The 21,221-nt window shown below is 60.8% G+C and carries 20 protein-coding genes; 5 read left to right on the top strand and 15 right to left on the bottom strand.

What is annotated here, in order from left to right; all coding sequences use genetic code 11:
- From AWB67_RS29525 to AWB67_RS42145, 3 genes are all read left to right on the top strand, one after another.
- The coding region (locus AWB67_RS29525) for a CBS domain-containing protein (RefSeq protein ID WP_125477725.1) at positions 1-204 on the top strand (204 nt) is incomplete at its 5' end.
- 192 nt (positions 205-396) lie between these two features.
- Positions 397-582 (top strand): hypothetical protein, encoded by a 186-nt coding sequence (locus AWB67_RS29530; RefSeq protein ID WP_062638737.1) that lies wholly within the window; start codon positions 397-399, stop codon positions 580-582.
- A gap of 257 nt (positions 583-839) precedes the next feature.
- The gene (locus AWB67_RS42145; RefSeq protein WP_235025395.1) at positions 840-1,091 is read left to right on the top strand and encodes a universal stress protein; all 252 of its coding nucleotides are present in this window, start codon (positions 840-842) and stop codon (positions 1,089-1,091) included.
- Positions 1,092-1,543: 452 nt separating this feature from the next.
- Here AWB67_RS42145 and cysM read toward each other — a convergent pair whose 3' ends face one another.
- The 15 genes from cysM to AWB67_RS29610 all read right to left on the bottom strand — a co-directional run bounded on the left by cysM (position 1,544) and on the right by AWB67_RS29610 (position 18,242).
- Positions 1,544-2,446, bottom strand: a complete 903-nt coding sequence (gene cysM, locus AWB67_RS29540) for a cysteine synthase CysM (RefSeq protein WP_087659716.1) — start codon at positions 2,444-2,446, stop codon at positions 1,544-1,546.
- 155 nt (positions 2,447-2,601) lie between these two features.
- Entirely contained in the window at positions 2,602-3,144 is a 543-nt protein-coding gene (locus tag AWB67_RS29545; RefSeq protein ID WP_235025396.1) for a universal stress protein, read from the bottom strand.
- Positions 3,145-3,284: 140 nt separating this feature from the next.
- Positions 3,285-3,449 carry a DUF2934 domain-containing protein gene (locus tag AWB67_RS29550; RefSeq protein WP_087135112.1) on the bottom strand — a complete coding sequence of 55 codons (165 nt, stop codon included), beginning with the start codon at positions 3,447-3,449 and terminating at the stop codon, positions 3,285-3,287.
- Between the two features lie 63 nt (positions 3,450-3,512).
- On the bottom strand, positions 3,513-4,856 hold the full coding sequence (locus AWB67_RS29555) for a c-type cytochrome (RefSeq protein ID WP_087135113.1): 1,344 nt from the start codon (positions 4,854-4,856) through the stop codon (positions 3,513-3,515).
- 4 nt (positions 4,857-4,860) lie between these two features.
- Positions 4,861-5,361, bottom strand: a complete 501-nt coding sequence (locus tag AWB67_RS40625; RefSeq protein ID WP_143328429.1) for a hypothetical protein — start codon at positions 5,359-5,361, stop codon at positions 4,861-4,863.
- A 37-nt stretch (positions 5,362-5,398) separates the two neighbouring features.
- Entirely contained in the window at positions 5,399-6,007 is a 609-nt protein-coding gene (locus AWB67_RS29565; protein ID WP_062638742.1) for a cytochrome c oxidase subunit 3, read from the bottom strand.
- Positions 6,000-8,021, bottom strand: a complete 2,022-nt coding sequence (ctaD, locus tag AWB67_RS29570; protein ID WP_087659717.1) for a cytochrome c oxidase subunit I — start codon at positions 8,019-8,021, stop codon at positions 6,000-6,002. The genes AWB67_RS29565 and ctaD overlap by 8 nt, the downstream gene beginning before the upstream one ends.
- 19 nt (positions 8,022-8,040) lie before the next feature.
- Positions 8,041-9,117: a cytochrome c oxidase subunit II gene (gene coxB / locus AWB67_RS29575; protein ID WP_235025398.1), complete on the bottom strand. Its 1,077-nt coding sequence runs from the start codon at positions 9,115-9,117 to the stop codon at positions 8,041-8,043.
- On the bottom strand, positions 9,114-10,931 hold the full coding sequence (locus tag AWB67_RS29580) for a glycoside hydrolase family 15 protein (protein WP_200822336.1): 1,818 nt from the start codon (positions 10,929-10,931) through the stop codon (positions 9,114-9,116). Before AWB67_RS29580 ends, coxB begins: the two co-directional genes overlap by 4 nt.
- Before the next feature lie 8 nt (positions 10,932-10,939).
- A complete protein-coding gene (locus AWB67_RS29585) occupies positions 10,940-12,016 on the bottom strand; it encodes an SDR family oxidoreductase (RefSeq protein ID WP_235025399.1) in 1,077 nt (358 codons plus the stop codon).
- Positions 12,017-12,082: 66 nt separating this feature from the next.
- Positions 12,083-13,726 carry a GMC family oxidoreductase gene (locus AWB67_RS29590; RefSeq protein WP_062638745.1) on the bottom strand — a complete coding sequence of 548 codons (1,644 nt, stop codon included), beginning with the start codon at positions 13,724-13,726 and terminating at the stop codon, positions 12,083-12,085.
- Positions 13,716-14,369 carry a gluconate 2-dehydrogenase subunit 3 family protein gene (locus AWB67_RS29595; protein WP_062638746.1) on the bottom strand — a complete coding sequence of 218 codons (654 nt, stop codon included), beginning with the start codon at positions 14,367-14,369 and terminating at the stop codon, positions 13,716-13,718. The genes AWB67_RS29590 and AWB67_RS29595 overlap by 11 nt, the downstream gene beginning before the upstream one ends.
- Positions 14,366-15,310: a hypothetical protein gene (locus AWB67_RS29600; RefSeq protein WP_087659719.1), complete on the bottom strand. Its 945-nt coding sequence runs from the start codon at positions 15,308-15,310 to the stop codon at positions 14,366-14,368. The genes AWB67_RS29595 and AWB67_RS29600 overlap by 4 nt, the downstream gene beginning before the upstream one ends.
- Positions 15,311-15,320: 10 nt before the next feature.
- A complete protein-coding gene (locus AWB67_RS29605) occupies positions 15,321-16,424 on the bottom strand; it encodes an enolase C-terminal domain-like protein (protein WP_062638748.1) in 1,104 nt (367 codons plus the stop codon).
- A 12-nt stretch (positions 16,425-16,436) separates the two neighbouring features.
- Positions 16,437-18,242: a thiamine pyrophosphate-requiring protein gene (locus AWB67_RS29610; protein WP_087659720.1), complete on the bottom strand. Its 1,806-nt coding sequence runs from the start codon at positions 18,240-18,242 to the stop codon at positions 16,437-16,439.
- A gap of 641 nt (positions 18,243-18,883) precedes the next feature.
- On the opposite strand from AWB67_RS29610, the gene AWB67_RS29615 reads away from it, so the two are divergent.
- Together AWB67_RS29615 and AWB67_RS29620 are read left to right on the top strand one after the other, a co-directional pair.
- A complete protein-coding gene (locus AWB67_RS29615; protein WP_062638750.1) occupies positions 18,884-19,513 on the top strand; it encodes an SCO family protein in 630 nt (209 codons plus the stop codon).
- Positions 19,513-20,391: a cytochrome c oxidase assembly protein gene (locus AWB67_RS29620; RefSeq protein WP_087135119.1), complete on the top strand. Its 879-nt coding sequence runs from the start codon at positions 19,513-19,515 to the stop codon at positions 20,389-20,391. Before AWB67_RS29615 ends, AWB67_RS29620 begins: the two co-directional genes overlap by 1 nt.
- Positions 20,392-21,221 lie beyond the last annotated feature (830 nt).

Genomic DNA, 21,221 nt, shown 5'->3' on the forward strand with positions numbered 1-21,221 from the left:
ACGCGGCTCGCCGTCCACGGCCTCGAACGGCTGCCGGTTGTCGCGGACAACGAGACGCGGCGGCTGATCGGCATCGTGTCGCGCAGCGATCTCGTGAAACCGTCGCTCGCCCATTTCGATGAAGAGCACAAGCGCGAGCGCTTCCGGCGAATTCGCGTAGGCGGGTCGAAGACGCGTTTATTTCGTGCGGGCCGCGGCGGCTGAGACGATGCTTGAAGCGTTACTTGCAGACAAACCCGGTTTTGAGGCCCGTCCGTCCTCACACATTACCTCACGTTGTGATCTATAATTAAATCGTAGGTTGGGTCAGTTTTCGCTGCCCGCTCGCAAGCGGGCCTGTCGTGCTGGTCTGATTTCGAGCAGTGGCCGAGGTAGACCGGCTAAGGGGGAACGATCATGGTTATTACCAGTGACTTCGAGATCGGTTATTTGATCATCGCGTCCGCGCTTTTGGGCGTCATTCTGGTCGGTGCGCTCCTTGCCGCTATCCACCTTGATCGATGGCACCCTAAGCTCGTAGGCGCCGCGATCGGTGCATTAGTCGGTTTTGCGCTGATTGAGGCGGTACCGCTCATTACCTAGTCATCGAACAGGTAATAGCCCACCGGATTTGTCAACGGTGGAGACTCATCGACGGCCTCAACGATGTTCTCAATCGATCGGATACTTCTCTGTTATGACGGTACGGCAAGCGGTCAAGCTTCGCTGCGATGCGGTTCGGCGCTCGTCCGCCAGTTGAACGCCGAAGCACATTTGTTAGCGGTGCTCGAGTGTTGCTGCGGCGCCGGTGGTTTCGACCCGCTTCCCGCTGTCGAATTCGATTCGACGAAAAGACTGCCATGGCGATTCTTCATGAAGGCGTGGAGAGGTTGCGCGCTTCGACGGCCGCGGCAACGGGTCACTTGCTGTTGGGAAATCCTGTCGATGAAGTTTCCCGATTGGCGAACATAGTAAGGGCGGATCTGATTGTGATCGGGCAGAGCCCGGGAAGCGCATTTGCGCGCGGGTGGGCGAGCGACAATTCCACGCTGCTGCTGCGCCGTGTGACCTGCGGTGTATTGTTCGAAAGCGCGTCGGTCGCGTCAGTTTGACTTGTTTGACTGAAGAGTGTCGCGTTCCGCTTAAACGCGCCGTAAGTAGGTTCGGTGCATATTACTATTGAAATGGACATTCACTTTTACTGGGTACTCTTCTTCCTCGCGCTGGTATTGCTCGCCGCCATCGGTTTCGGTTTGTCGAGTTGTGTTAAAGAAGATCCGTTTACGGCTCATCAACGGGTTGAGGAGCGATCGAGGCGTGTGACCGGAGACCAGCAAAAATAACAGACCTCGGACACTTCCATTTCCGGCCCATGTGTGGCTGCGTCTGAAGTGCGTTCAGTCGACAGTTACATCACGGAATGACTTCGTCTGTCCGCGGTCGCTCCGAAAGAAACCCGCGCGTATGCACTTGCCACTCTCAAACGAATCCAGTCAGAGCACTGCGTTTCAGGCAATAACGGTCGAACGTCAACATAGCGCAGGATCGACTCGCCCCTGCCGGCTCAGGCTGGGAACGCGCCCGTCGAGAGATAGCGATCTCCTCGATCACACACGACGAAGACAATCGTCGCATTTTGCGCCTCGTGAGCGATCCGCAGCGCGACCGCACATGCTCCGCCGGTGGAAATTCCGCAAAAAATGCCTTCGATCGCGGCAAGACGACGTGCGGTCACTTCAGCCTGCGACTGGCTCACACTTTCAGTTCGGTCAATCCGGCGAGGATCAAAGAAAGCGGGTAAGTACTGCGCCGGCCATTTGCGTATGCCTGGAATGCGAGCGCCCTCTTCTGGTTGCACGCCGACTATCTGCGTGTCAGCGCTTCGTTCTTTCAGATAACGGCTCACGCCCATAATCGTGCCGGTCGTACCCATCGCTGAAACAAAATGCGTAACGGCACCGCCTGTATCGTTCCAGATCTCCGGACCGGTCGTCTCATAGTGGGCAAGAGGGTTGTCAGGGTTGGAAAATTGGTCCAGAACCACGCCTCGACCTTCGCGCGCCATCTCAGTTGCGGCGTCGCGCGCCAACTCCATGCCGCCCTGAGATGGGGTCAGAATCAACTCAGCGCCATACGCCCGCATACTCGTACGGCGTTCCGCTGACACATCTTCAGGCATGACGAGCATCATCTTGTAGCCGCGAAAAGCTGCCGTCATGGCCAGCGCGATTCCGGTGTTTCCGCTTGTGGCCTCGATTAGCACGTCTCCATGATGTATCTGACCGCGCCGCTCGGCTCCCGTGATCATGGACAGCGCAGCGCGATCCTTCACCGAACCGGCTGGGTTGCTGCCTTCCAACTTTCCCAAGATGACGTTGTTGCGCTCCCGCATTGCTTCATCGGGAAGCCGCACGAGCTGAACGAGGGAGGTTTTTCCGATGGTGTCGGCGATGGTTAGATAGCGCATGTGCAATTTATGAGGGTGCTAGGGATGGGCCAGGGTGTGGGCGCAAATGGACGCGGCCGACTTAACGGCGTCTGGCGGGCGCAGCCTCAGGCGATCCAAGCGCGCCTGTTTGATCAGACGCCGCACGGTTTCCTGAGTAATCGGTGCTCGCAAAGTCAATGGACAACTGAGTGCTCGTCAACCCGTGGCGCCGCTACCTCCCGCACCTCATCGCCCGCCGAGACGCCTTCATCGTTCGCCGTCCAAGCGTCCTCGGGATTCCCTGTATCCATCGCAACGAGAACGCTGCACGAAAGTCGGTCCAACAGTCGTCCATCGTCCTGGCCAGTCCACCAGCGTGCAAGAAGACCGCTTCGATGGTGGCCTACGACAACGAGGTCGACCTTTAGCGTTTCGGCAAACGCCGGTATTTGATTCATTGGATTTCCGATCGCGAGGTGGCCGATGGCGACCACGCCCAGTTCGGCGAGCCTTTTGACGCCTTCATCCAGGACCTCTTTGGCGGACTCTTCTTCCAGATTGAAGGGTACGGCCGGCACGACGTCGAAGCCCCTTAACCACGCAGCGTCGTCCAACACCGCAAGGAGATGTGTCTCAGCGCCAAGTTGTTGAGCGAGTGCGGCGCCCAGCCGCAACGCGCAGCGTCCCTCACGCGTGGCGTTGTAACACAATAGAATCCGGCGATATGTGGCCATCATGTCTCCTGCAACGGGATTTTCCCACGAGCCTTCGATGTCAACTGCCTCTCCTTCGCATTATATATCACGTTGTGACATACAATGACGGGTCTTTTCGATGCGGTTCTGCCCAAATGTTGATGGTCTAATGATGGTGTTCGTCAGCGTTGCGGCTGCGGTCTTGACTTTTCCTCGATGACTTCCTGTTCGACCATTTCACGCGCCTGTCGCCAATACTCGTCGGCACAGCCTTCCATGCTTCCGTCTTGCTGCCAGAGTTGATAGGCTCGTTTGCGGATTCGCTCCTCGAGTGTTAGCTTGTCCATCGGTATGCTCGTCGTTGGTAATCAGGTGCCTATGCAGGCGATCCGCGAAGCTGCGGCGGTGTTTCATTTATGTATACCGTCGCGCAGCGCCGTCACTTGATGGGTGGTGACGGGCGCCGCGTTATTGCCCCACGTGTTGCGAACAAACGTCAGGACCCGCGCCATCTCCTCGCTCGTCAGCTTTTTGTTGAACGCGGGCATCTTTTCGCACGGTGGACCGCCCGCGGTCTCTGGGCTTTGCCCCCCTTCGACCAAGAGGCGAATCAGCGATGTCGGGTCCGCTGCAAGGACAGCCGGATTGCCCGCGAGCCTCGGGTACTTCAATGGCTTTCCTGTGCCGTCGGCCTGGTGGCATTTAGCGCAGAACGACAAAAAAATGCCCGCGCCCGGACGTTGGACCGCGCCCGTTCGCATTGCATCAACACCCTGTCGAGCGCGCAACGAACGCGGCTCATAAGTGCCTGATTGGCGCTGGGCTGGCAGGCTTTTCAGGTAACGCGCAATGGCGTTCAGATCGGCGTCGCTCATGTATTGCGTGCTGTCCTCGACGACTTGCACCATGCTGCCGAAGGTCACAAGCCCGCCACCGTGACCGTTTTTCAGAAACGACCCAATGTGTTCGGCCGGCACGCGTCCGAGTCCAGAACCCGGATCCGACGTGAGATTGGGCGCAAACCAATGATCATTTACGCCGCCGGTCAGATAAACATCCGCGTTCTCCGTGTAGGCGCGCTCTTCAAAAGCCGGGCCGCGCGGCGTGTGGCAGGCTCCGCAGTGTCCAAGTGCCTGCACCAGGTAAGCCCCGCGATTCCACTGCGCGTCGCGCCCATGGCGCGGTTCATAGACATTGTTCGGTGCGAACGCCAGGTTCCAGAAAGCCAGAACCCAGCGCTGGTTGAAAGGGAAAGGCAACTCGGTCGCAGGCGGTTGCGTATGAACGGGTTGAATGCCGTGCATGAAGTACGCATAGAGCGCACGCATATCGTCGTCCGTAATCTTCGAGTACGACGGATAGGGCATCGCCGGGTACAAATGCTTTCCGCCGCGTGCGACGCCCCCGCGCAGTGTGCGTGCAAAATCGTGGTAACTGTAGGCGCCGATGCCATATTGCGCGTCAGGCGTGATGTTGCTGCTGACGATCGTACCGAAAGGAGATGCCATTCCCAAGCCGCCCGCAAACGGTGCGCCGCCCTTCGGCGCCGTATGACAACCAGCGCAGTCCGCGGCCTTGGCGAGGTAATCGCCCCGCGCGATCAGCGCCGCGTCGTCGGTCGACGTGACCGTCGTAACCGGACGGATCTGGTCCGGACGGTTCGCGTCGGTCGCTTCTGCAATGCCAACCCCGCCGGCGTTCGTCGTCAGGACCGACACGAAAAGCAGCGCAAGAATTGCTCGAGCTCTATACATGACTTCACCACCTCGCGCACGGCGACACAACCAAAGCCGCCATCGCTGTCAGCAATAGTCCAAGCAAAAAAATGAAACTGCCGAGGACGCCGACCAGAGCGAGAAAATGCACGCGCTTTCGCTCGCGCAAGCCCGCTGAATTCGGCCCATCGGAGTCGGCATATTCATTCCTGGCCGCTCGCCAGCTCGTCCACGCCGCCACCAAGCCCAAGCTCCCGACCACGAACGACCCCGCACTGACAGCGGCAATGATCCGCAAAAGCGCTGTGAGCTCCGGAGCAGACAACGGATGTTCCGTCGGAAAACAGGCGTGTGAGGCTAGCGCTTCACATATGCAGATCTGAATGATCCAGGCGAGCGGGGCGGCAACGATACCCGCCAGCACGAGTGACGGGCGGACCTCGCCGCGCTTCGGTGCTGGATGAGTTTCGCGCCGCGATCGGCCAGCGTCGTCGGAGGGCGGCGACGCAGAACCGGACGGTGGCCGAACCAGTTGCGCAAGCACGTTCATTCTCCTAAAAGCACGCACCTGAGGCACATACCTAAAGCACGTAGGGCGACAAGTACAGCGTCGTAAAGATGAATAACCACACGACGTCCACGAAGTGCCAATACAGCCCACCGATGGTTAGCGCGGCGCATCGCCTTTCGTCGAAATATCCGAGGGCAGTCCACGTCAGCAACAAAACCAGGATGACGATTCCCACCAGCACGTGCAGCAGGTGGAACCCCGTGATGGTGAAGTACAGCGAGCCATACAGATGAGTCATCGGGCCATACGGATGGTCGTGCCACTCTTTGAGCTGAACACCAACGAAAACGGCCCCCAGCAAGATACCGACGCCCATCGATGCCACCCCAAGCCGCAGTCGTTTGCGCCGAACGCATCGTTCACAGAACCACACGAAGACGCTGCTGGAAAGCAAAACCACCGTGTTGGCGCCCCCGATTCCGAGTTTTGGCAGACCTTCCGGAGGCCAATGCTGCGCCGATTGTGAGGCGAGATAGAGATACGAAAAAATCAAATAGCCGAATAGAGCGGACTCGGTGGCGATCATGGTCCACACGCCCCACCAACCACTGGATCGCTCGCCCGCGCTGCCGATTGGCAAGGCACGCGTGGTGTTGAAACCATCGATCGCATCAGCCAATTTCGCCTCCCTCGTCGTGTACGGGGAACGGCTCCCGTTGCAACAGGCCGCGCTCGGGCCAAAGCCAGGCGATCACCGAGAAGGCGGCGGCGCCGAGCATCGCCGCGGCGAACCACCATGCGTGAAGAATCATGCCCGCAAATACAAGCGTGGAAAAAACGCCCAGGAAGAGCGGTGCATACGAATCGCCCGGCATTTTCAGGATGATGTTCGGTTCGCCGTCGAGCGCCGTCGTGCCGAGCGCTTCGCGTCCATCGTCGAGGATGTAGCCTTCATTGAGCACGGACCCTGGATGGTCTCCTTGTTCGCTGGCAAGCCGGCGCTCCCACAACGGGTGGCGGCTTCCGACAAACGGGATGGTCGCAAAGTTATAAGGCGGCGGCGGTGAGGCAATGGACCACTCAAGCGTGGGCGCATCCCATGGGTTGTCGCCAGCGGCCGGCCCTCGCTTGTAGCTCCATGCGAGATCGACCAGAAAGATCAGCACGCCAAGCGCGAATACGAAGGATCCGATTGAGGTGATCAGGTTGACAGTGTTCCATCCCATATCGGCGGGATAAGTGTAGATACGTCGCGGCATGCCAAGAAGCCCGGCGATATGCATCGGAAAAAAGGCAACGTTGAAGCCGATGAAAAGAACTGCAAAGCCGATCTTACCCAAGCGTTCGCTCATCATGCGACCGGTAAATTTGGGAAACCAGTAGTAGATGCCACCGATCACCGGAAAGACGTTGATCCCAAGCAGCACATAGTGAAGATGCGCCACCACGAAATATGTGTCGGTGAGCTGCCAGTCGAGTGGAACGGCAGCCGTCATCACGCCGGACACGCCGCCGATCACGAACAGCAGCACAAAACCGGCGAAATAAAAGAAGGGGACCTTGAACACCGGACGGCCCGTATAGATCGTTGCAAGCCACGCGAAAGTGGCAACGGCGCTCGGGATCGCGATCACCATGCTTGCGGAGCCGAAAAACGCCAAGGCAAGCGCCGGTATTCCGGTGGCAAACATGTGATGGATCCACACAATGAAGCCCACCACCATCGTCGCGACCGTCGCTAGCGCAACAGGGGTGTAGCCCACGAGCGGTCGGCGGCAGAAGACAGGCAACGCGTCGGAGACAATGCCCATCGCTGGCAGCACCACGGCATAGACCCAGGGGTGAGCGAACATCCAGAACATGTGCTGCCAAAGGAGCGGCTTGCCGCCATTCAAGACATCGAAAAAATGCGTACCAAACTGCCGGTCGAGCCACAACATGAAAAAGGCGAGACTGACCGCCGGCACTGCCAGCAAATTTCCACCGGAAGCCGTTAGCGTGCCCCACACGAGCACAGGCACCCGGTCGATGGACATGCCGGGGGCGCGCATGCGCGCCAGCGTGGCGATAAAATTGACCGATCCTACCGTAGTCGAAATGCCCAGCAGGACCATGCCGAGCGCATAGACGTCGATGTTAGGGCCCGTGTCATACTGAAGGCTGGAAAGCGGCACATAGTTGAACCAGCCTGCGTTCGGTGCCTGGCCAAACGGGAAGCTTGAATAGAGGAATATCCCGGCGAACACGAACACCCAATACGAGAACGCGTTGAGCCGGGGAAACGCCATGTCGCGCGCGCCCAAAATCAAGGGCCACAGGTAGTTAGAAAACCCCGAGAGCACCGGCAGCGCGTAGAGAAAGATCATCGTCACGCCGTGCATCGTGAACAGCTGGTTGTACTGTTCCGGCGTGAGCAAGGCGGCGTTCGGGCGCGCCAACTGAAGCCTCATAATCAGAGCCTCGACGCCGCCCATCAACAAGAAAACGAATGCGGTGACGATGTAGCGCAGACCGATGCTCTTATGATCGACGGTTGAAAGCCAGCCCCGCCAGCCGGGTTCGCTCTCCCAAATTTTCTGCAGGCGCCGCTGCGTCGGACTTCCGGGCGTGACGCGGCCAATCTCAGGCACCCGCGAGAGCGCCAGTGGCCTCGGCGGCGACGCATTGCGTTCAGGTTCAGCAGGTGCGCTCATGGCCTCATCGTGCCTGTGGTTATCGCAACGTAGCGAGAAAGGCCGACAGATCGGCGGCTTCCTGATGGCTCAAAATCATGCTGGGCATCATTGATTCCGGCTTGATCTGCTGTGCGCGGGTGATCCAGTCAAGCTGGTTTGCCGCAGTGTTAGCGAGCATGCCCGCCGCAATCAATCGACGCGTGTTGAGGTGCGTGAGGTCAGGCGCCTGTGCGCCTTGCGCGGATGAACCCCGAATCGCGTGACAGCCGGCGCATCGTTCGTCGAAGAGCTTGTGCCCCGCCGCAATTGACGGGCTGATTGTGGACGGCTGCACGTGAGCTTGAGCCTGTTGCGCGCTCCACGCCGCAAAATCGGCGCGGCTCTGCGCGATCACTTCAAACGCCATATGCGCGTGCTGCGCGCCACAAAACTGCGAACACTGACCGCGGTAGAAACCGGGACGGTCCGCCTGAATCCATTGCTCGTTGGTTTGACCAGGGATCGTCTGCGTCTTGCCAGCGAGCACCGGCACCCAGAACGCGTGTATGACATCCGCACTTTCGAGCTTGAGTTTGACCGGTTCACCGACCGGAATGTGGATCTCGTTCGCCGTGACAAAGCGTTGTCCCGGATCAGCGGCATCGGCGTAGGAGATTTTCCACCACCAGTCGTACGCGGTGACGGTAATGGTCAGCGAAGGCGAGTCGTTGGGTTTGGCGACGCTTTCGAGTGTAATCAATGCATATACGAGCATGGCGACGAGCACGACTGTGGATATGCCGACGCCCACGTAAATCCATTTTGTTCCTCCACCGGTGGCGGCTAACGCACTGAGGTCAGCGGGGAGTGACATCGGTCGCCGCCGCAAGATTGCGGCGGTCAGTAGCACCGCGATGATCAGACACACACCGGCACAAATCCCTGCAAATATCCAGCCCAGCCAAAGCGTCGGCGACGCCGCGGGTCCCGCTGCATGGAGGAAGTAGTTCAGCGGCGCAGAATTCTCCTCGGCCGACGCTGTCGCAGACCTATCGGCCAAAAATATCACGGCGAGAACCGCCAGCACGGCGACCCTGTCGGGCATACGGGGCGCGGCGCGAATGGAACGGGTCATTTGTCAGCCTCAGCGCCGTGACGAAGCGGGCTCTTGTGTTCGGGGGCGCTGTGGATTTCCGAACTCATCGCCATCCCGGCATTGACGAGCGCCACGTGTGAGAATGCCTGCGGAAAATTCCCGCACAGCCGCCTTTTCCTAAAGTCATACTCTTCGGACAAGAGGCCCACATCGTTGCGAAGCTCGAGCACGCGCTCAAATAGCGTTCGTGCCTTCGATTCTCGACCTTGAAGGTGCTGAACATGCGCGAGCCAGAAGGAACAGGCGAGAAACGCCCCCTCCTCGCTCTCCATCCCATCGCTCGCCGCTCCGGTGCGATAGCGCAGGACTAACCCGTCCTCCACCAATTCACGTTCGATCGCATCGACCGTCCCATTTACCCGAGGATCGTCCGCTCTGAGAAAACCAGTAAGCGGAATCAACAGCAGGCTGGCATCGAGCGTGTCGCCGCCGTAGCTTTGGGTAAAGCTGTTGAGTTTTCGATTGAAGCCATGTTCGAGCACGTCGTGACGAATGCGCTTCGCAAGCCGTTGCCAGTCTTCGATGGGCCCCTGCTTGTTAAATTCTTGTGCAGAACGCACCGCGCGGTCGACCGCCACCCACGCCATGATCTTGGACAAGGTGAACGGCTTGCGACCACTGCGCACCTCCCAAATGCCATCGTCCGGTTCGCGCCAGACCTTCCCCAAATGATCGACCAGCCCCTGTTCCAGCGACCAGGCGTCATCATCAGGCGGCAGGCCGGCACGCCGGCAGATATAAAGCGCATTCAGACCTTCGCCGTAGACGTCAAGCTGCAGCTGGCCAACGGCTGCATTGCCGAAACGCACAGGGGTTGAGCGCTCATACCCAGGCAGCCATGGACACTCCCACTCGTCGACACGGCGCGCACCATTGAGCGCGTACATAATTTGCACTTGCGCCGGATCACCCCCAACAGCTCGCACGAGCCAGTCCCGCCAACGCGCCGCTTCATCATGATAGCCACCTGCCAGCAGCGCTTTGAGAGTGAAGCTCGCGTCGCGCAGCCAGCAGAACCGGTAATCCCAGTTTCGCTGGCCGCCAATTGTCTCAGGCAGAGAACTGGTCGGTGCGGCAATCACGCCACCCGAATCGAGGCTTGACAGCGCCTTAAGCGTGACCAGCGATCGCTGTATTGCATCGGCGTAAGGCCCCGTCGCCACACTGCGCGCCGACCATCCGGCCCAAAACGTCGCGGTACCGTCGAGCGCCGTGTCCATATCGGGAACGGCCGGCGCAGGACTCGTTGAAGGCACACAGGTGAGCGAAAAGGTCCGCTCCTCGCCGGGCGCCAAGGTGAAACTCATCCGCACGTCGTTGCCAACGCAGCTCAGTTCTGCGGAAGAGTCCAGCCAAAGCGTCTGAGGGCCGGCCATCATTTGCACGCGGCTGCCCGCTTTCTTGCTCCAGGGCACGGCCCGTCCGTAATCGAAGCGGACAATCAATTCGCACTCGATGGACACCGGAGCGCCCTCGCAGCGCACCCGACGCGCCAGGACCGGGGGCGTCGCGCCCCAGACCATCCAGTCCGTGAGTATGACGATGCCGGAACTCGTGACGAGCGTCGTCTCGAGGATAAGTCCCTGACCCCGATAACAGCGTTTAGCGGATAGGATCGCCTCGCTCGGTGCAATGCGCCAGTGTCCGTTGCCCGCGTCGCCGAGCAACGCGGCAAAGCAAGTATCGCTGTCGAACGATGGCCAGCACAGCCAGTCGATTGAGCCGTGTCGATTCACGAGCGCGGCGGAGCGACCGTCTCCGAGCAGGGCGTAGTCCTCGATCCGTGCGGCCATCACCCCTCCTAACGCGTGTCGAGTGGCTTGCTCAGTGGCTTACTCAGGGGCTTACTCAATGGCTTACTAAGCGGCTTGCCCACTCGCCTGCTCGTGCGGCGCCACACCACCACGGCGGCCATCAACGCGGCGGCACACACGGTCAGGGCACGGTGCGTATCGAGCCACAGCGCCGCGCTCGTTTCCAGGGATTCTGCGGTAAAAGCCCCACGCACACGATGCTCTCCCGAAACAGGAAGCCATAAGTCCGTGGGACGATCGGCACGCAGCGCTTGCGGACGCTGCTGCATCGCATAGCCTTTTCGTCCCAGGTATCGATCCAACGTGCCGGGAGCCACTTTGTTCGCGAGAATCGCCTTGATGGACGACAGACCCACGAACAATTCGCGTCGACGGTGCGTCGCGGCCCAAACGATGGCCCGCGCGGCGACTTCAGGTTGATAGATCGGCGGCACGGGTTGCGGCGCATGGGACATGTGGGAGACAGCCCAATCGAACTGCGGCGTGTTGAGCGCAGGCATCTGCACCATTGTCAGATGGACGTTGCTGTGTTCGTGCAGTAACTCGCAGCGCAGTGCATCGGTGAACCCGCGGATCGCATGTTTGGCCCCGCAATAGGCCGATTGCAGCGGGATCGAACGGTACGCCAATGCCGAGCCGACCTGTACGATGACGCCGTGATTACGACGGTTCATCCGTTTGAGAGCTGCCATGGTTCCCCATACGTAGCCGAGATAAGTGACCTCGGTGACACGACGAAACTCCTCGGGTGTCAGGCGCTCGACAGGCGAAAACACCGTTACCATCGCGTCATTCACCCACACGTCGATGGGACCGAGTTCCGCTTCGACCCGCTCGGCGGCCGCCTCGAGTGCATCCGCATCGCTCACATCGACAGCGATTGGCAACGCGCGCACGCCAAGCTCGCGCAATTGCAACGCGACTTCCTCGAGCGCGCTCAGATCGCGGGCGAGCACTGCCACATTCGCGCCACGGCCGGCGAACGCGAGTGCTGCCGCTCGCCCGACCCCGGCGCTTGCACCCGTGACGACGACGTTTTTTGGATTCCGTATGCTCTTTCTCACGCTACTCTCCATTGTTCTTCGTCTGACCAATTGCGACTGCATCGCTTGGCGGCCGGGCTTCTGGACCTAGAGTTCGCCGCGCGCCCTGAGCACGGCGATGCGATCCGCTGTCCGGCAGGCGATCGCCTGAATCGTCAGAGAAGGGTTCACCCCACCGACCGTTGGAAACACCGAACCGTCGCAGATCCACAAATTCGGAATGTCCCAACTGCGGCAATCCGCGTTCACGACGCTCGTGCGCGGATCGTCGCCCATGCGTGCGGTGCCATTCAAGTGACAAGTGTCATCCGTCTCGTTCCAGATTTCGCTGGCGCCCGCGGCATGCAGAGCGTGCCCCATGAAGTCGAGCGAATGCGCGATCAGGCGGCGGTCGTTGTCGCAAAAGGAATATGTCACGCGTGCGACCGGCAGTCCGTACTGGTCCTTTTCGTCGGCAAGCGTCACACGGTTGCGCTCCTGCGGCAGTGTTTCGCCCACGATTTTCAGTCCGGCCTGATGGTTATACTTTTGCATCTCGCGCATCAGCGCTTCGCCCCATAGTCCGCGTCCGTTTTGCGTCGCAGCCCAGGCGTCGGGCAACGGCCCCTGGCTCATGTAGCAATAGCCGCCAAAGAAGTCCTTCCCCTTGTCGGTATAGTTCCAGTGCTCGGTGAGGGCAAGCGACGGCGGCCCCTTGTACCAGCGGATCTCTTCCGGCATCACGCCCCAAGCTGCTTGGTTCGACTGCACCATCAAGTTCTTGCCGACGAGGCCCGAACTGTTCGCGAGTCCATCGGGAAAGCGGGCATTGGCCGACAGCAGCAAGAGGCGCGGCGTCTCGATCGCATAACCCGCGACGACCACGTTGCGGGCTCGCTGAAACTGCCAGCGCCCCTCGCGAAAATATTCAACGCCGCTCACGCGGCCGTCGTCGTTCGTTTCGATGCGGCCCACCATCGCGAGATCACGTATTTCGGCGCCGGCGGCAAGCGCCCGGGGTATCCACGTGACGAGCGCGCTTTGCTTCGCATTAGTCGCGCAGCCCGACACGCAAAAGCCCCGGTAGACGCACGGATGCGCCTCGCCACGCGGCGCGGACAAGGTAGCGAGCGGCGTCGGCGACCAGGGAATGCCGAGCACCTCGGCGCCACGCGCGAGCACAAGCGCAGCCGCGTTGAGCTCGTGCGGTCGGTATGGATAGCGCCGGCGCTTTGGGCCCCACGGATAGTTGACAGGCCCTGATATCTTGAGCGCGTCTTCGACTTCGGCGTAGTAGCGCCACATTTCTCGCCAGTCAACGGGCCAGTCCACCCCATAGCCAAGCAGGCTTCGCGATTTGAACCACTCCGGGCGAAAGCGCAGCGACACCATCGCGAAATGCACGGTGCTGCCGCCCACTGCCTTGCCGCTATTGTTGTTGCCGAGTTTGAGCGGATTCTCGCCATCGCAGATGCGCTCGTCGGTCCAGTAAAGCTTGTGCTGGTGCGTCTCATCGGACGCAAATTCTTCGAGCGGACGCCACCACGCGCCCGCGTCGAATGCGACGACCCTGTAGCCCTTCTCAGCGAGCCGGCACGCAAGCGTGCCGCCCCCCGCACCGGTCCCGATGATCGCGAAGTCGACGGCGTCATGCTGCGGGTACTCGCGCATTGGTGTCCAGGCGCCCACGCGAAATACATTTGGCGCACGTCCGTTCTTGCCGCGCGGATGGTACTGGGCATCATCGAGCATGCTGGTTCTCCTTGCGTGCGTTGCCCTCATCGCCGTCGCTCGCTTCGACTGCTTCCCACGGGTCGCGGCGATCGACAGTCATGCGTACATAGCCGCGCGGATTCGCGGGACCACCGAAGCCGATCTGGCTCCACGCGTAGGGGTGCGAGTAGTACGCACCGCAGATGTCGTGCAGCACGCGTTCGGAGAAAAAGAGCTTCGACGGCATTCCCTGCCAGTTGTCAGCATGCCCATCACCCGCTTGCATAGCCTTCAACAGTGCGATTTGCGGCTCTTCTCCGAGACTTGCGAAGGGCAACTCAAAACGCTTGCGGCTTTCGGCGTCAAGCGCGGCAAGCCCCCTTCTCCATGCATCGCGCAAGCGCGGGAGGCGAGCGTCACGATAGCCGTCGCTGTGATTCGCACTGAGCTTGGCGTCGACCAGCGCGGCGACCGGTATTTGCGACGCGTCACTGCGTTGAGGCACGATGCAGGCGCACAGCGCGATGAGCGCACGCCATTCAACGGAGTTGAAGAAGGCGGGATCGGACGACACGGCTAACCGTGCGTCGATCACGGCGCGGGTCGCGTTGTCCCAGGAGACGGTGTCGCGCTTGTTCAACACGTCGTAGCCGGGATAGCGAGTCGCAGGCGGCAGTGTCATCTTTCCGTCTCCCTGAGTCGTAGTGCGGCAAGGCCCGCGAGCGCCAATGCGGAGAAACTCGGCGGCGCCGGCAGCGGCGGACCATTGAGGATGTTCTGACTCCAGTTGCGCCAACCGCCCTGATTGCGCGCGATGCCGCGCGCATGAAAGCCCACGCCGATGAAACCCAGTGCGGCGATGATCCTGAGCCATGCGCGCGTGAGCCAGCGCGCGCGTGGCGCTGCGAGCGCGGCATGCGTGAGCAGCACGCACGCGAGCGGCCCCGCCGTGACCGGTGCATACATGGCTGGGTTTTGATACGCTCCCCGAAAATGCAGCAATGCGACTTCGCCGACGGTACCCGCCAAACCGATGGCGACGACGAGCCCAAGCGCCCGTCCCGCTTGCATGCCAAACAATTGCGGGTCGACGGCGGGTTCATCACGCAAGCGCTCGGCGACCGCGCCAAGCGCACCCGAAAGGAGTAACGCCATCGGCGCGCCGATCGGCGCCGCATAAAAAAGGTTGTGCCAGCCAACGCCGCCCGGACGTTTTGTGATGTTGTAGAGATGAAAGCCGGTCCCGGCAATGCCGGCAGACGCAGCCGAGAGATAAATCACGTTGCGCACGGGATGCTTGGACGCGTCGCTATCAGCGCTGCCATGCAGTCCTGCTGCGAGGGAGAGGAGTGAGCTGATGAGCGGCGTATACATCGCCTTGTTCGCAAACGAGCCGCGATAATGCTCGATGCCGCTGTCCGCGAGCACGGACAAGGCGAGCAGCGCCGAGCTCCGATTGAACGCGCGCGCGGCATCGAGATGTGCGGCTATTTCAACGCCAGGCAACGACGCGGCGCTGGAACGACGTTGCGCAAGCGCGCTTAGTAGCGCGCAACCGGCCACGACGCCGGCTGCGATGCCGAGCCGCACTGTCGTCGCACTCCTCGCATTCCTTGCACTCATCGATGCCCCCTCACACGGCAAAGGCCCGGGCATCCGCGCGCTTCAGTTCCAGACCACAGCCTGGACGCGAGAAATCCGGTGTTATTGAGCCGTCGGCTGCATGCGGCGCGCCGTCGAACAGCATCGCTTCAATGCGCACGTGGTCATGAAACCATTCCTGGTGAATGAGGCGCGGCACTGCGCACGCGACATGCAGATGCAGTGCCGGTGCGCAGTGCGCGGAGAGCGGCATGTGATACGCGTCACAGAGCGTCGCCACGTCCAGAAAGCCCGTAATACCGCCGCAACGGCTTACATCGGCCTGCAAGACGTCGACGGCACGCGCGTCCAGCATGCGTCGGAAATAGTCAAGGGTGTAGCCGTATTCGCCCGCTGCGACCTCCATCGATGCCACCGCGCGGCGCAAGGCGCTCAATGCGGCGAGGTCATCGGAGGACACGGGCTCCTCGAACCATTGCACGCCGTATTGCGCGAAAACCTCGGCGTAGTGCAGCGCCTCTTTTTGCGTGAGCGCTCCGTTTGCATCCACAAACAAGCCGGCGTCGCCGATCGCCTCACGTGCCGCACGCACGCGGCTTGGATCGCGTTGAGGCTCGGTGCCGATCTTCATCTTGACCCAGCGGCAGCCGCCCTCGGCGATCCATGCCGACAATTGATCTCTGAGGCGCGCATCGGTGTAGGTAGTGAAACCTCCGCTCCCGTAGATCGGAACCCGCTCGCGAATCACGCCAAGCAGGTGCACGAGCGGCAGTCCGAGAAGCTTGGCCTTCAGGTCCCACAATGCGCAGTCGAGGGCTGAAGCAGCGGTCGCCGCAACGCCCGCCCGACCGATATTGCGTACCCTCTTTTGCATCGCAACCCATGCGGCGCGCACTTCGAATGCGTCGCGATGCAGCACCGCTTCGGCCAGTGCGCCGCGGATCAAAGACGTCGCGCACGCATCGGTATAGGTGTAGCCGATGCCTGTCTTGCCGCCCGCGTCGGCTTCGACGACGATGAGCGTAGTCGAGTCCCACGCAAAGGTGCCGTCGGCTTCGGGCGCGTCGGTGGGAATGGTGTAGGCCTGCGCGCGGACGGCATTGATCGCGGCGTCAGGTAGCGTCGAAATAGACATGGTTGCGGGCGCCTACTTCTTCTCGCCGTCCTTATGCCCCGGCAGCACGGCGCTAAGCACCTGCTTCGCAGTTTCGAGCAGCATGGGGCCCTGGTCCGGATCGCCCTTCATCAGCGTCATCGCAAAGGCCTTCGCCTGCGCCATCGTGATGTGCGGCGGCAAGGGTGGCACGTTCGGGTCGGCTTTCACTTCGATTACCACCGGACGATCCGCCGCGAGCGCTTCATCCCACGCAGCACCGATACGCTCCGCATCGTCGACGTAGATACCCTTCAGCCCGATCAGCTCGGCGAACTTGTGATACGGCACCGATGGAATGTCTTGCGATGCCTCAAACTTCGGGTCGCCTTCCATTACGCGTTGCTCCCACGTAACCTGGTTCAGGTCCTGGTTGTTCAGCACCATGCAGATCCAGCGCGGATTCGACCACTGCTTCCAGTATTTGGATACGGTGATCAACTCGGCCATGTTGTTCATCTGCATCGCGCCGTCGCCGACAAGTGCGATTACCGGCCGTGCGGGGAACGCAAATTTCGCGGCGATCGCGTAGGGCACTGCCGCCCCCATCGACGCGAGGCCGCCAGAGAGCGAGCACATCATGCCGCGCTGCACTTTCAGGTCCCGGGCATACCAGTTCGCGCACGACCCCGAATCACTCGTGACAATCGCGTCGGAGGGAACGCGTTTCGAGAGTTCCCAGACGGTGCGCTGCGGGTTGACGCCGCCCGTCGTTGTTTCGAGCGCGCGCTTATCGAGCGTCTTCCACCAGTCAGTGGTCCAGCCTTCGATCTTCTTGCGCCACGCGCGGTCCATCTTCTCTGCAAGCATAGGCAGCAACGCGCGCAGAGTTTCGGCGCTGTCGCCGACGAGGTTCACTTCCATCGGGTAACGCAGGCTTAGCATGTCGGCTTCGACGTCGATCTGCACGCCGCGCGCGTCGCCCTCCTTCGGCAGGAACTCCGAGTACGGAAAGCCTGAGCCGATCATCAGCAACGTGTCGCATTGCATCATCAGGTCGTAGCTGGGTTTGGTGCCGAGCAAACCAATCGAGCCCGTCACCCAGGCGAGGTCATCGGGCAACACAGCCTTGCCGAGCAGCGCCTTTGCAACGCCTGCGCCGAGTTTGTCGGCGACGGCGATAACTTCATCGGTTGCATTCAACGCGCCGGCGCCGACCAGGATCGCGACCTTCTTCCCCTCGTTCAGGATCTCAGCAGCGCGCCGCAAGTCGGCGTCATAGGGAACGAGTTTCGGGGCGCTGAATCCGACGCCGGAATGCAAAGTGCCGTGTCTGCGCGCGGGCGCCTGGTAGTCAAGGTCCTGCAGATCGTTCGGAAGGATGATCGCCGTGACCTTCCGCTGCGACAAGGCCGTGCGGACCGCCCTATCGACGAGATGGCGTACCTGGGACGGCACACTCGCCTGCTGGACGAAGGCACCCGCCACGTCCTTGAACATCGACACAAGATCGAGTTCCTGCTGATAGTGGCCGCCGAGGGCAGCTCGCGCCTGTTGCCCTGTGACGGCGAGCACCGGCATGTGGTCCATGCGAGCGTCGTACAGGCCAGTCAGGAGATGGGAGGCGCCGGGGCCTGACGTCGCCAAACATACGCCCAGTTCTCCCGTAAATTTGGCATGGGCGGATGCCATGAACGCCGCCATCTCTTCGTGGCGGACCTGAATGAATTCGATCTTTCCCTCAGCACGATTGAGTGCGCCTAAGACGCCATTGATGCCGTCGCCGGGATATCCGAAGATGCGGCGCACCCCCCAGGCGTGAAGACGATCAATTAGAAAGTCGCCGACGGTTTCTGACATTACCATCTCCTTACAGACAGCTGAACATTCGCTCGATGTTCAGCCATTGAGGTCTTGATTAGCAGGTCTGTACAACTCGAACGTAGACAACATCGCAAACTCCGTGCCGATTAACGCAGTGGTCAACGACCGTTGCTCGAAAACAGAAAGGTTGCGAGGGGGCGGCCTTTGGGGTCAAGGCTTGCAAGGATCAGCGATGCCTCTGCAGGTCAGGACTAACGCATTGTCACCGCAGAGCGAGAAACGAAGATTGCAGGTAACATATATCATCTCGTGATACAAATTACATCAAAAAGTGAACGTGCTGGAAAATGACCATACCGCGAACTCCGTTTGGCATTTGCGCGAAGCCAGCGGGTAGGGAAGAAGACCGTGCCTCTCGGAGAGTTTTGTTCGGCAGAGATCGTCGCGGGCGTTCGTCGCGGCGCCCCGACGGAGGACGAATTCGATGCCGCTGCGAGGCGAGGCATCGACGTCGCGAAAAGCGGATTCGCAATCGAAGGTCCCGGCTATTTAGCAAAAAACAGCTGCCTGACCGCACTTTCCAAGTTATAAAGCCCGGATCGTCTTGGGGGAAGGCGTTTGTCTGGGCACTTACGTATCCTGTTAAACAGGCGTACCGGCAATTCGTGGAGCTCCAAATGCTTGGATTGTTGCACCTTTGGCGCAAGGGCCCCTGCGTTCGCTTGTTCGTCGCCGCCGCATTGCTCGGTGTCGTCTTCACCGCGTGCTCCAGGACCGCCGAAGCGTGGCGCCTTGCCAATGTCAGCGGCCACTTGCCCGACCTCGCACTCTCGCTGGTCGACGACGGCGGGCGGGCGGTCACCGCTCAGACGTTTGAAGGACGCGCGACACTTGTCTACTTCGGGTACACACATTGCCCGGACGTGTGTCCGGAAACGATGACGCGGCTTATGCAGGTGCTGCAACAGATCGGCCCCGACGTCAGTCGCGCGCAGATTGTCTTCATCACCGTCGACCCCGCCCGCGACACGCCCGCCGCGCTGCACGCGTATATGCGCGCGTTCGACGCGCGGCACGCGGTCGGCCTGACGGGTTCGGATCGCGCGATCGAATCGCTCGCCAAGCGTTACCGCGTCGCCTTCCAGAGGGAGAAGCGCGACGTGAGCGGTGAGTACGAAGTCACGCATAGTTCCGCGGTCTATATCTTCGACGCGCAAGGCCACGCCCGCCTGCTCGCCACCGACAACGATTCCATCGATGCCATCGCGCACGATCTGCGGCGCGTGATCAATTGCCCCAAGTCATGATGCAGTCGATCCTCTACTGGCTCGAACCCTGGGAGCCGTCACCGACCGTCGTGGTTGCAACGCTCATCGCGGCAGTTCTGTTTGCACGCGGTGCGCGGTATGCCAGGGTGTCGTTCTCGCGGCACGTGGCGTTCTGGCTGGGTCTTGCAGCAATCTATGTTGCGCTGCATACGCGGCTCGACTATTTTTTCGAACATGAGTTCTTTATGCATCGATTGCAGCACCTCGTGCTGCATCACCTCGGACCGTTCCTGATCGCGGTATCGTATCCAGGCGCCGCGTTGCGCGCGGGGGTTTCAATGAGGTGGCGCCCGCTCTGGCTGCATCCCGCGCTGAGCACGAGAACCGCGCGCTCCCTGGTCGCTGTGCTATTCAATCCGGTGGTCGCCGTAACGCTCTTTGTCGGGCTGATTTACTTTTGGCTGCTCTCGCGGATCCACTTCGAGGCAATGCTTGACTATCGGCTATATCGCGTGATGAACTGGAGCATGGTGATCGACGGCCTGCTCTTCTGGTGGCTCGTGCTCGATCCCCGGCCTTCGCCGCCCGCTCGTCTCGCGCCGGGCCAGCGAATTCTCATCGTTATCGCTGTAGTGCCGCCGCAGATTCTGCTTGGCGCATACATCTTTTTCACGCCGCACGAGTTGTACCCGATCTACTCGATTTGTGGGCGCGCATTCACGTGGCTCAGCCCAATGCGCGATCAACAGATCGGCGGTCTGCTGCTATGGATTCCGGGTTCGATGATGAGCGTGCTTGGCGGGCTGATCGCACTGCGACACTGGATGCGGCTCTCAGCCGCTCGCGTTTCACACGGACGGGGAACTGGCGGGCGCGGCACCGAAGCCGACTTCAGAGCTTCGCCCGACAAGCCATAGCAAACCGCCGGTGTTCTAAATAAGCGGAAAGCGGGTGGCACCGCCGCGCAACGGGATGGGTGACATGGCACGCGGCAGCGCTACTGATCAGACTCGTAGTCGCGGCTGAGTCACGGACTGCTGCACCGTTGATCTGTTCCGGATGCCGTGTTCCACCTATTTGCTGTGCGGGACAAATCTAAGTGATGGCCGGTGCACGCTGGGGAAGTCGCACTGTCGCGAAACTTGGGATGTCAGCGCCGACCCAATTTACGGCGCGCTTCGCCGCTGTCGTCACCGCCATCGAGATTGTCGACTAAGGACGGATCCGGATCACCGCGCGGCGTCGAAGCGAAGCGCCACATGGACGCTGGCGAACTCATTCCCCATGCTGCACAATCTGATAGCTGGATGTCGACAGCAGCAGCCGGACCGTGCGAGTGCCTATGTGTCCGACGGCTTTCCTCCCACGCTTGGCGCAAGCAGAGGCAATGAAGGACGCGGGCTTTGAGAGCTTTGGCCACTTTGAATGTGCGCTCGAGAACGGGGTCAGGCTTCGAATGAATACGGCTGCTTCTTCCTCATTGCTGACTATCAGCTGTCGGAGCTTGCGAAGGACTTTTCGCGGGCAACGCCGTCTGGGAGATAGCCTTTGATCGGCTGCCCGTCGGGCTTGACCCAACGTTCGAGATTCGTTGTACAGCGCAGCCACCACCTATCGCTTACGTCGCGACGGCCGCGAGGTACAAGTGGTTAAGTTGCGTTAGATATATCATTTCCCGATGATCGCTGCGATACCGCAGGTACGCGATGCAGTATCGCGGCCACCGGGTACGCCCGGAGACAAAACG

The organism is Caballeronia terrestris, from assembly GCF_001544515.1.
GTDB classification, from domain to species: domain Bacteria; phylum Pseudomonadota; class Gammaproteobacteria; order Burkholderiales; family Burkholderiaceae; genus Caballeronia; species Caballeronia terrestris.

Bases quoted from the DNA above. Each gene is read 5' to 3' on its own strand.
- AWB67_RS29590 (WP_062638745.1), bottom strand. From the start codon at position 13,726: ATGCTCGATGATGCCCAGTACCATCCGCGCGGCAAGAACGGACGTGCG.
- AWB67_RS42145 (WP_235025395.1), top strand. From the start codon at position 840: ATGGCGATTCTTCATGAAGGCGTGGAGAGGTTGCGCGCTTCGACGGCC.
- AWB67_RS29530 (WP_062638737.1), top strand. From the start codon at position 397: ATGGTTATTACCAGTGACTTCGAGATCGGTTATTTGATCATCGCGTCC.
- AWB67_RS29615 (WP_062638750.1), top strand. From the start codon at position 18,884: ATGCTTGGATTGTTGCACCTTTGGCGCAAGGGCCCCTGCGTTCGCTTG.
- AWB67_RS29610 (WP_087659720.1), bottom strand. From the start codon at position 18,242: ATGTCAGAAACCGTCGGCGACTTTCTAATTGATCGTCTTCACGCCTGG.
- AWB67_RS29620 (WP_087135119.1), top strand. From the start codon at position 19,513: ATGCAGTCGATCCTCTACTGGCTCGAACCCTGGGAGCCGTCACCGACC.
- AWB67_RS29595 (WP_062638746.1), bottom strand. From the start codon at position 14,369: ATGACACTGCCGCCTGCGACTCGCTATCCCGGCTACGACGTGTTGAAC.
- AWB67_RS29545 (WP_235025396.1), bottom strand. From the start codon at position 3,144: ATGATGGCCACATATCGCCGGATTCTATTGTGTTACAACGCCACGCGT.
- ctaD (WP_087659717.1), bottom strand. From the start codon at position 8,021: ATGAGCGCACCTGCTGAACCTGAACGCAATGCGTCGCCGCCGAGGCCA.
- AWB67_RS29600 (WP_087659719.1), bottom strand. From the start codon at position 15,310: ATGAGTGCAAGGAATGCGAGGAGTGCGACGACAGTGCGGCTCGGCATC.
- AWB67_RS29550 (WP_087135112.1), bottom strand. From the start codon at position 3,449: ATGGACAAGCTAACACTCGAGGAGCGAATCCGCAAACGAGCCTATCAA.
- AWB67_RS29580 (WP_200822336.1), bottom strand. From the start codon at position 10,931: ATGGCCGCACGGATCGAGGACTACGCCCTGCTCGGAGACGGTCGCTCC.
- AWB67_RS29605 (WP_062638748.1), bottom strand. From the start codon at position 16,424: ATGTCTATTTCGACGCTACCTGACGCCGCGATCAATGCCGTCCGCGCG.
- AWB67_RS29555 (WP_087135113.1), bottom strand. From the start codon at position 4,856: ATGTATAGAGCTCGAGCAATTCTTGCGCTGCTTTTCGTGTCGGTCCTG.
- coxB (WP_235025398.1), bottom strand. From the start codon at position 9,117: ATGACCCGTTCCATTCGCGCCGCGCCCCGTATGCCCGACAGGGTCGCC.
- cysM (WP_087659716.1), bottom strand. From the start codon at position 2,446: ATGCGCTATCTAACCATCGCCGACACCATCGGAAAAACCTCCCTCGTT.